Origin of the sequence: Lentilactobacillus sp. (assembly GCF_040773105.1) — a bacterium.
GTDB lineage: Bacteria > Bacillota > Bacilli > Lactobacillales > Lactobacillaceae > Lentilactobacillus > Lentilactobacillus parabuchneri.
The window spans coordinates 1-7,068 of sequence record NZ_JAXGWW010000103.1; the positions used below are offsets into that span (position 1 = coordinate 1).

Sequence of the window (7,068 nt, forward strand, 5' to 3'; positions counted from 1 at the left end):
CAATTTACCTCTTTATGCAAATCGTTTGGATGATAAAGCAAATCCTAAATATAATCCCACTAATGGTACCCTTACTTCAGGATCCAAAGTAACCATTCTAAAAGATGATGGGAAAAGTCGTTCTGTTCTGGTATCAACGGAAAAAGGTGCTATCGGTTTTGTAGACCGTGCAAATTTGAATTTTGTTAAGTAGTCACTATTCACTCTGAATATGAAACTCTAGAGAAAGCAAAATGCTTTCTCTTTTTTATTAACTTTTCCAGTAAAGATCACCTGCAAAAGCTCGTTTTCAAAATCCATCAAATTTCCCCAACCCCCTGTTTTGACAACCATAGCCCGCGGTTGTCCGTTTTCAATCATTTGCAATCATTTTTATCTTTGGTAAACTAGTTGTCATTGCTAACAGGAGGTATACATGGATTCAAAAAACACAACAAAGATTGGACTTTTTCAACTTGTCATGCTGACACTGGGATCACTGATTGGTTCCGGCTGGCTTTTCGGATCATGGGAAGCAACTAAGATTGCCGGCCCGGCAGCGATTATTTCTTGGGTCATTGGTGGCGTCGTGATTGCGGCAATCGCTTATGACTATGTCGAAATCGGCGCAATGTTTCCCGAGGCTGGTGGAATGAGTCGCTATGCCCAATATTCACACGGGCCACTTTTGGGGTTCATTGCATCATGGGCCAACTGGATTTCATTAATCACGTTAATTCCGATTGAAGCCGTCGCCGCTGTTCAGTATATGAGTTCCTGGCCGTGGTCATGGGCGAACTGGACCCACGCGTTTTTGAAAAACGGTGCGATCACCACGTCCGGCTTAATGGTTGTTTTCGTATTTATCTTAGTATTCACCCTCTTAAATTTCTGGTCCGTTAAGCTGTTGACCAGCTTCACAAGTTTAATATCAATTCTAAAAATCGGGGTTCCTGCCCTAACAATTATCATGCTGACCGTATCAGGATTTTATCCGCAAAACTACGGTCACTCTATTCACGAGTTTATGCCATATGGTTCGGCTCCGATTTTCGCCGCAACGTCGGCCGCCGGGATTATCTTTTCATTTAACGCATTCCAGACCGTCATCAATATGGGAAGCGAAATCAAAAAATCTCGGAAAAATATCGGTCGTGGTATTTTTATTTCATTGCTGATCAGTGGGATTATTTACATTCTGCTTCAAAGCACTTACATCACATCTATGAAGCCGTCAACGCTTGCGTCAACCGGTTGGAGTGGTTTTGATTTTAACTCACCGTTCGCTGATTTAGCGATTATGTTGGGCATTCGCTGGTTATCCGTTCTGTTGTACATGGACGCCTTTGTTTCGCCAGTCGGAACCGGCGTGTCATTTGCTGCTTCCACTGGCCGCGCCTTGTACGCCATGGAAAGCAATCAACATATTCCAAGCTTTATCGGTAAAATCAATCAAAAGTACGGCATCCCACGAGTTGCGATGATCGTCAACCTCGTGCTCAGTATGCTGATGGTTTCCGTATTCAGGTCATGGTCAACGTTGGCAACCGTTATTTCAACGTCGACACTAATTGCTTATTTAACCGGTCCGGTGACCGCGGTTGCCTTCCGAAAATTAGCGCCTAACTTCAAGCGTCCGGTCAAGTTAAAGAATCTTGGCTGGATGGCCCCACTTTCATTTGTCTTGGCCTCTCTGGCCATTTATTGGGCAATGTGGCCAACAACCGTTGAAGTCATTCTGGTCATTTTGATCGGCCTGCCATTTTACTTTTACTATGAATATCGAGCTGGCTACGTTGATACCAGAAAGGCGTTTTACTCCAGTATGTGGATGATTATTTATCTGATCTTTATTTCGATCATGTCATATATTGGCAGCACCGAGTTCAATGGTATCAACTGGATCCATTATCCATGGGACTTCGTTGTCATTGCCTTGGCATCCTTGGCATTTTACTACTGGGGGATCAAAACCGCCCACGTTTTCCCTGATTTCTATCAGGCCAAGAAGCTGAACGACACCGTTAAAATGAACGATGATGATTAGTAACTTATTTTAAAATATAAAAAGCCGACAACTGCAAACTGCAGCTGCCGGCTTTTTGAGCATTTAAAGTGCCCCTGCCAAGGTAGGTTCATCATACCGCAATCGTGACAATAATTTCAAATTAACTCACAAATTGCCAAATGGTTTTCGCAAAGAAAATGAGAAGCACAACGATAATAATCGGTCGGGCAATTGCGCTGCCAAACTTCTTATAGTACGATGCCCCGAGAAAATTCCCAACAATACTGAAAATCCCTGCCGTTAATCCCAGCAGGATGAGGACTTTATCATTTAGCAAGAACACTGCCAGGGCCGTCACATTCGTTGTCAAATTGATCACTTTGGTATTACCGGCGGCCAAATTAATCGGCAAATGCGCAATCCCGACCAAGGTTAGAATCAAAAAAGTGCCGGTACCAGGGCCATAAAAGCCATCCCATGCACCTAATGAAACAGAAATAAATAGAGTGGCCACAAACTGTGACACGGTCAATTTCGCTGAATCCGCCAGCTTGGAATTCAACGCATGCTTGTTTAGCAGTAGATATAATGCTGTTAACGGCAGCACAATCAATAAAATTAATCGGAAATAGTATTCCGAAATATGTAAAGCCATGTTGGCGCCAAACGACGACCCCACAATCGCTGCCAACACCGATAAAAATGCCAACTTGAGACGAATATAGCCACTGCGGGCAAATTCAAGCGTTGCAACCGTCGTCCCCATCGCCGAAGACAACTTGTTAGTCCCAACGGCAAAGTGAGCCGGAATCCCAGCCATCAAATATGCCGGAAGCGAAATCAAGCCGCCCCCGCCACCAATTGCGTCAACAAATCCAGCCAAGAAGACCAGTGGACACACAATCAAAAATTCAGTTACCATTCCGCCATCTCTTTTCATCAACTTGATAATGCTTTTAAGTCTACCGCTAAATCAGGCATTAGCAAAGATTCTTCAAAGCAAAATACATGAAAAATCAGACCATAAAAATAATAACAATTTACACGCGACAAACGATTCCGGTTATGGTATAAATGTATATGAGGGGGATACATAACATGAAAAAATTTAAATCTATTTTGCTGGTAGTTGCCAGCTTTATTTTCTTGTTTGCATTTAGCGGTTCGCACAGCGTCGACGCTTCCGGATCAATTCCACACTGGTTTATCGGTAATTGGAAAGCCATCAACGGAAAGGGTGTTTATGTCGGCATCCGGAAAAATACCGTTCAAGTCGAGGTTAACAATCAGGATGGCTATTGGAAGCCGGTTACTTGGAAAACTGACCCCGATGAAGCAGGTGTCGTCTTTGGAACGGGTATCGGTCGTAAGCATTCAAAGACTTACTTTGTCCTTGTCAAACAAAAGATTGAGAAAAAATGGTATATGATCATGACAATGAAACTAAGTAATAAGATTAAGCCAAGTGACCTGAAAAAGCACCCAATGATCATGCAACGCTATTAAAAAAGTCGCCCATAGAGGCGGCTTTTTAGTAACTTGAATTCTGTGCCTGATAATCTTCCGGTGATAAATAAGTCCGTGAATCTCCCAGCAGTTCAGCCACCGTCATGATCCTCGGCGGCAACAGTCCCACGCGCTGCACCAGTTCACGATCACCGAATAATTCGCGGGGAGTCCCCTCAAATTTAAACATGCCGCGTTCCATCACATGGACTTTACTAAATTCAGTCGCCACCCAATCCATATCGTGCGTAATGGTGATGATTTGATGGCCGGAATCAGCTAACTGATGAAAGATTGTCGTCAGCATCTGACGGCTTGGCCAATCCAGAGACATCATCGGTTCATCAAATAAATAAATTTCTGGATCCACCACCAAAACTGTCGCAACCGTTAGTAATTTCCGTTCAGAGAGTGACAGATCATAAGGATTCTCACCGGCCTTGCCTGCCAGTCCGACTTTATTAAGGACAGCATCAGCTTTTACGGAGATAGCGTCCTGATCATGCATCACTTGAGACGCACTCCACTCTACCTCTCGTTTAACAGTTGCATTGAACAGTTGGTCATCAGGGTTTTGAAAAGTAATGCCAATTTTTTGCAATCGGTGTTTCGGATCCAGCTCGCTGAATTCCACCCCATCGACACTAATTTTCCCAGACTGAGCCTTCAGTAAACCCGTCAGGAGCTTGAAAATTGTCGACTTCCCGACACCATTTTGGCCAACAATTGCGATCATCGAATCAGAAAGCACTTGGTGGTCCACTGATAATTCAAATGACTTTTCAGGATAGGCAAACGCTAAGTTCTCAAGTTCAATTTGCGACATATCTGGCCTCCTTGAGCTGACTGATAGTGACCGGAATAGCTCCGGTTGAAAGCCGCCAATTCATCCCTTTTGCCAAGCGATAAATCGTTGGTTCAGGAATCTGCCAATCTGAATTTAAGTGGTTAAATACCGTCACTGGAGAACCGTTGGCAACTAGTTGACCCTCTTTCAAAATCCAAATCACGTCAGCAACTTCACATAAATCATCCAGCTCACTGGACACGATGACCACGGTTGTGTTTGACACGTTTGCCAACCAGTCGAAGAACTGTTGGCGGCCAAGTGGATCCATTTCACTCGTGGGATCATCCAAAATGAGCAACTGGGGGTCTGTCACAATCGCGGTCGCAATTGCCAAGCGCTGCATTTGACCACCAGATAGGCTTTCCGGTTGCTGTCCCAGTTGATCCGACAAGCCCATTTGTGCAGCCACGTTGGCAACCCGGCGCTTAATAATTGCCTCATCTATCCCCTGATTGATTAAATCAAAGGCAATTTCATCTTCTACAGTGTCCGATAAACCACTTAGTTGTCCGGCAGGATTTTGCAACACGACCCCGGTCATTGCGTTATATTGCCGCCAGTCATCCTTGGCAAAACGGCCCAGCACCTGGCACGACCCCTGCATTTCCGCGGAGATGATTCGGGGAACGACACCGGCTAATACTTGGCAAAGCGTGGACTTACCGGAATGGCTGTTGCCAACGATACCAATGATTTGCCCGGCTTCAGCACTAACGGTGATGCCTCTTAACTGCAGCCCATCTGATCCACGATATCTAACACTCAATTGATTTAAAATAATCCGTTTATCTTCGTCCATATTTTCCACCCTATCAAAATGATTGCCAGAAACGATAATCCGACGTGCATTCCGGTCACCCAGCGATAACGATTCTCAACTTTCAAAACGGTTCGGTGGGGATTGTCGAACCCGCGCAACTGAAGCGAAATCGACCGGGCCATCGATTGATCCAAGGTTTTAATAACCAAGGGAATTAGCACCGGCAAAATTGATTTTAATTTTTGTAGCATGCTTTTCTGGGGATTGGTCCCCCGTACCTTTTGTGCCATTTGAATTTTATGCATGTTCCGCATAATCTCGGGTAAAATATAGCACACCGACATTAGAACATAGACCGTTTTATACGATAAGCCCGACTGTTCCAAATACTTGGCATTTTCAGAAATACTCGTGGTAACCATAAAAAAGCCAGTCGCCAAAATAATGACCAACACACGGCTGCCAAGAGTCGTCGCGTAAAGTAATCCTTCCTTGTAGAACTTAATGCCAACAATCGAAAACAAAAGGGTTTGATTGCGACTATAAAACAACCCTTGGATGACCAACATCGTCAAGATCAAGAATAAACTGAACCCCAAAGCTTTAACGGTCGTCGAGCTTAATTTCGAAAATAATAGCAATCCAGTCGCAACAAAAATCAACCCGCCTTGAAATAATAAGTTTGTACTGGAAAAACTTAGAAGGGCCATATCCAGGATCATTAATAATTTGGTGATTGGATCGATTGCGTTATACCATTTTGAATTAACGCCAGGCTTCCCAGAAACCATACTTTGATCAGCCATTGTCAATCATCCCCAAAGAAACGAATCATTCTCTGCGGCAATTGACGATAAATGAAAAGGGCAATATAAGCCACGCAGACCTTATCCAAAATATCCAACACGAATTCGTCCACAAATGACGCGATCCATACCGGTGCATGGTTGGCAACTAACACGGCGAAAAGTGAATCTCCCCAGGCAATGCCAGTCTGGCCACCCCAAAAAATAACGTTAAGCGGCGTTGAAATAACGGCAGAAACAATCGCGATAATAATGGCAGAAACAAACACTTTCTTTGCGGAAGAAAACCAACCTTTGGCATGCAAAATGCCGACCGCAAAGCCAATCCCAATGCTGGTAATTGCGTAGACAGTTGATACCGGCGATAACGTTAACCCATAAATGACATTGTTGATAAAGCCACTGATGGCACCGGCTACCGGGCCTGCCAACATACTGGCCAGAAAGGTCCCCAGTGACCCCAACCAGACCGGCAATTTCAGCCCTTCCGCCAATGCTTTGGCAACGTAATTAATCCCGACCGCTGCTGGAATTAAAGTCATGGTGGCTGCTGATAACTTGAACTTCCATATACTGGTACGATGAATCGATTGTGTCTTCATTTTCCTTCTCCTTTGCAAATACAAGTTCCAAATAAAGGTCGTCTGTACTTTTATATAAAAGTACGAAATACTTTTAAATTGACTTGGCATTAATTTTACAATGCATCAATGAAATGTCAAGTCTGAGTAATCTTTAAGAAAGCAAAAAAAATTGCCGGAATTGCTAAGGAAACTATAAGAACTTGGTATCAATATTTTTCAGCACCCAAGTATGCCTATAATGTAATTAATAAATGCATTTCGATACGGGGGATAATCATGTTAAAACGACATCGCAAATTATGGGGACTTTTAGGTGGTACATTGTTAGTAGTCTTAATTGGGCTTGGCTTTTTCAAAGCAACGTTCAGCCCGGATACCACTCCAACGCCAATCGTTAAGGTGAAGCAGGCCATCGCACCCAACAAGGTATTCGAAACGTATCGGTATCCTTACGACCTTAGAAGCTGTCTAAAATCTCTTAAGTAATAGTGCTAAAAACGCTAAAACGACCATTTGCAGACTGGTGGTTAATTGACGCTCACAATTTTTCCAAAGTCGCCGACAATTCTCTAGCC

9 protein-coding genes and 1 pseudogene are annotated in these 7,068 nt (G+C 43.8%); 4 read left to right on the forward strand and 6 right to left on the reverse strand.

The genetic code is table 11. The features are described from left to right. Both AB3112_RS06630 and AB3112_RS06635 read left to right on the forward strand, forming a co-directional pair. Nucleotides 1–193, forward strand: a 193-nt coding sequence (locus tag AB3112_RS06630; protein WP_367334149.1) for a hypothetical protein, incomplete at its 5' end; no start/stop codon positions are given. A gap of 222 nt (nt 194–415) precedes the next feature. After that, nucleotides 416–2,026, forward strand: coding sequence for an APC family permease (locus AB3112_RS06635; RefSeq protein WP_367334150.1), 1,611 nt, complete (start codon nt 416–418; stop codon nt 2,024–2,026). A gap of 121 nt (nt 2,027–2,147) precedes the next feature. Here the strand turns inward: AB3112_RS06635 and AB3112_RS06640 are convergent, their stop codons facing one another. Continuing rightward, complete coding sequence (locus AB3112_RS06640) at nt 2,148–2,909, reverse strand: sulfite exporter TauE/SafE family protein (RefSeq protein WP_367334151.1); 762 nt, start codon at nt 2,907–2,909, stop codon at nt 2,148–2,150. A 176-nt stretch (nt 2,910–3,085) separates the two neighbouring features. On the opposite strand from AB3112_RS06640, the gene AB3112_RS06645 reads away from it, so the two are divergent. Then, nucleotides 3,086–3,493, forward strand: coding sequence for a hypothetical protein (locus AB3112_RS06645; protein WP_084974494.1), 408 nt, complete (start codon nt 3,086–3,088; stop codon nt 3,491–3,493). A 25-nt stretch (nt 3,494–3,518) separates the two neighbouring features. On the opposite strand, the gene AB3112_RS06650 is transcribed toward AB3112_RS06645, so the two are convergent. Genes AB3112_RS06650 through AB3112_RS06665 form a run of 4 tightly spaced genes read right to left on the reverse strand, consistent with a single transcriptional unit; the run spans nt 3,519 to nt 6,511 of the window. Then, on the reverse strand, nt 3,519–4,319 hold the full coding sequence (locus AB3112_RS06650; protein WP_367334152.1) for an energy-coupling factor ABC transporter ATP-binding protein: 801 nt from the start codon (nt 4,317–4,319) through the stop codon (nt 3,519–3,521). Then, nucleotides 4,306–5,142 carry an ABC transporter ATP-binding protein gene (locus tag AB3112_RS06655; RefSeq protein ID WP_367334153.1) on the reverse strand — a complete coding sequence of 279 codons (837 nt, stop codon included), beginning with the start codon at nt 5,140–5,142 and terminating at the stop codon, nt 4,306–4,308. The genes AB3112_RS06650 and AB3112_RS06655 overlap by 14 nt, the downstream gene beginning before the upstream one ends. Next, nucleotides 5,115–5,909 carry an energy-coupling factor transporter transmembrane component T gene (locus AB3112_RS06660; protein ID WP_084974487.1) on the reverse strand — a complete coding sequence of 265 codons (795 nt, stop codon included), beginning with the start codon at nt 5,907–5,909 and terminating at the stop codon, nt 5,115–5,117. Before AB3112_RS06660 ends, AB3112_RS06655 begins: the two co-directional genes overlap by 28 nt. Nucleotides 5,910–5,911: 2 nt before the next feature. Further along, nucleotides 5,912–6,511 carry an ECF transporter S component gene (locus tag AB3112_RS06665; RefSeq protein ID WP_084998384.1) on the reverse strand — a complete coding sequence of 200 codons (600 nt, stop codon included), beginning with the start codon at nt 6,509–6,511 and terminating at the stop codon, nt 5,912–5,914. 258 nt (nt 6,512–6,769) lie between these two features. Between AB3112_RS06665 and AB3112_RS06670 the strand changes: the two genes are divergently transcribed. Next, a complete protein-coding gene (locus tag AB3112_RS06670; protein WP_084998938.1) occupies nt 6,770–6,979 on the forward strand; it encodes a hypothetical protein in 210 nt (69 codons plus the stop codon). On the opposite strand, the pseudogene AB3112_RS06675 reads toward AB3112_RS06670, so the two are convergent. After that, nucleotides 6,962–7,068, reverse strand: a pseudogene (locus tag AB3112_RS06675) (IS5/IS1182 family transposase); the annotation flags it as partial. The gene AB3112_RS06670 and the pseudogene AB3112_RS06675 sit on opposite strands and share 18 nt — an antisense overlap.

Bases quoted from the DNA above. Each gene is read 5' to 3' on its own strand.
- AB3112_RS06635 (WP_367334150.1), top strand. From the start codon at position 416: ATGGATTCAAAAAACACAACAAAGATTGGACTTTTTCAACTTGTCATG.
- AB3112_RS06640 (WP_367334151.1), bottom strand. From the start codon at position 2,909: ATGGTAACTGAATTTTTGATTGTGTGTCCACTGGTCTTCTTGGCTGGA.
- AB3112_RS06645 (WP_084974494.1), top strand. From the start codon at position 3,086: ATGAAAAAATTTAAATCTATTTTGCTGGTAGTTGCCAGCTTTATTTTC.
- AB3112_RS06650 (WP_367334152.1), bottom strand. From the start codon at position 4,319: ATGTCGCAAATTGAACTTGAGAACTTAGCGTTTGCCTATCCTGAAAAG.
- AB3112_RS06655 (WP_367334153.1), bottom strand. From the start codon at position 5,142: ATGGACGAAGATAAACGGATTATTTTAAATCAATTGAGTGTTAGATAT.
- AB3112_RS06660 (WP_084974487.1), bottom strand. From the start codon at position 5,909: ATGGCTGATCAAAGTATGGTTTCTGGGAAGCCTGGCGTTAATTCAAAA.
- AB3112_RS06665 (WP_084998384.1), bottom strand. From the start codon at position 6,511: ATGAAGACACAATCGATTCATCGTACCAGTATATGGAAGTTCAAGTTA.
- AB3112_RS06670 (WP_084998938.1), top strand. From the start codon at position 6,770: ATGTTAAAACGACATCGCAAATTATGGGGACTTTTAGGTGGTACATTG.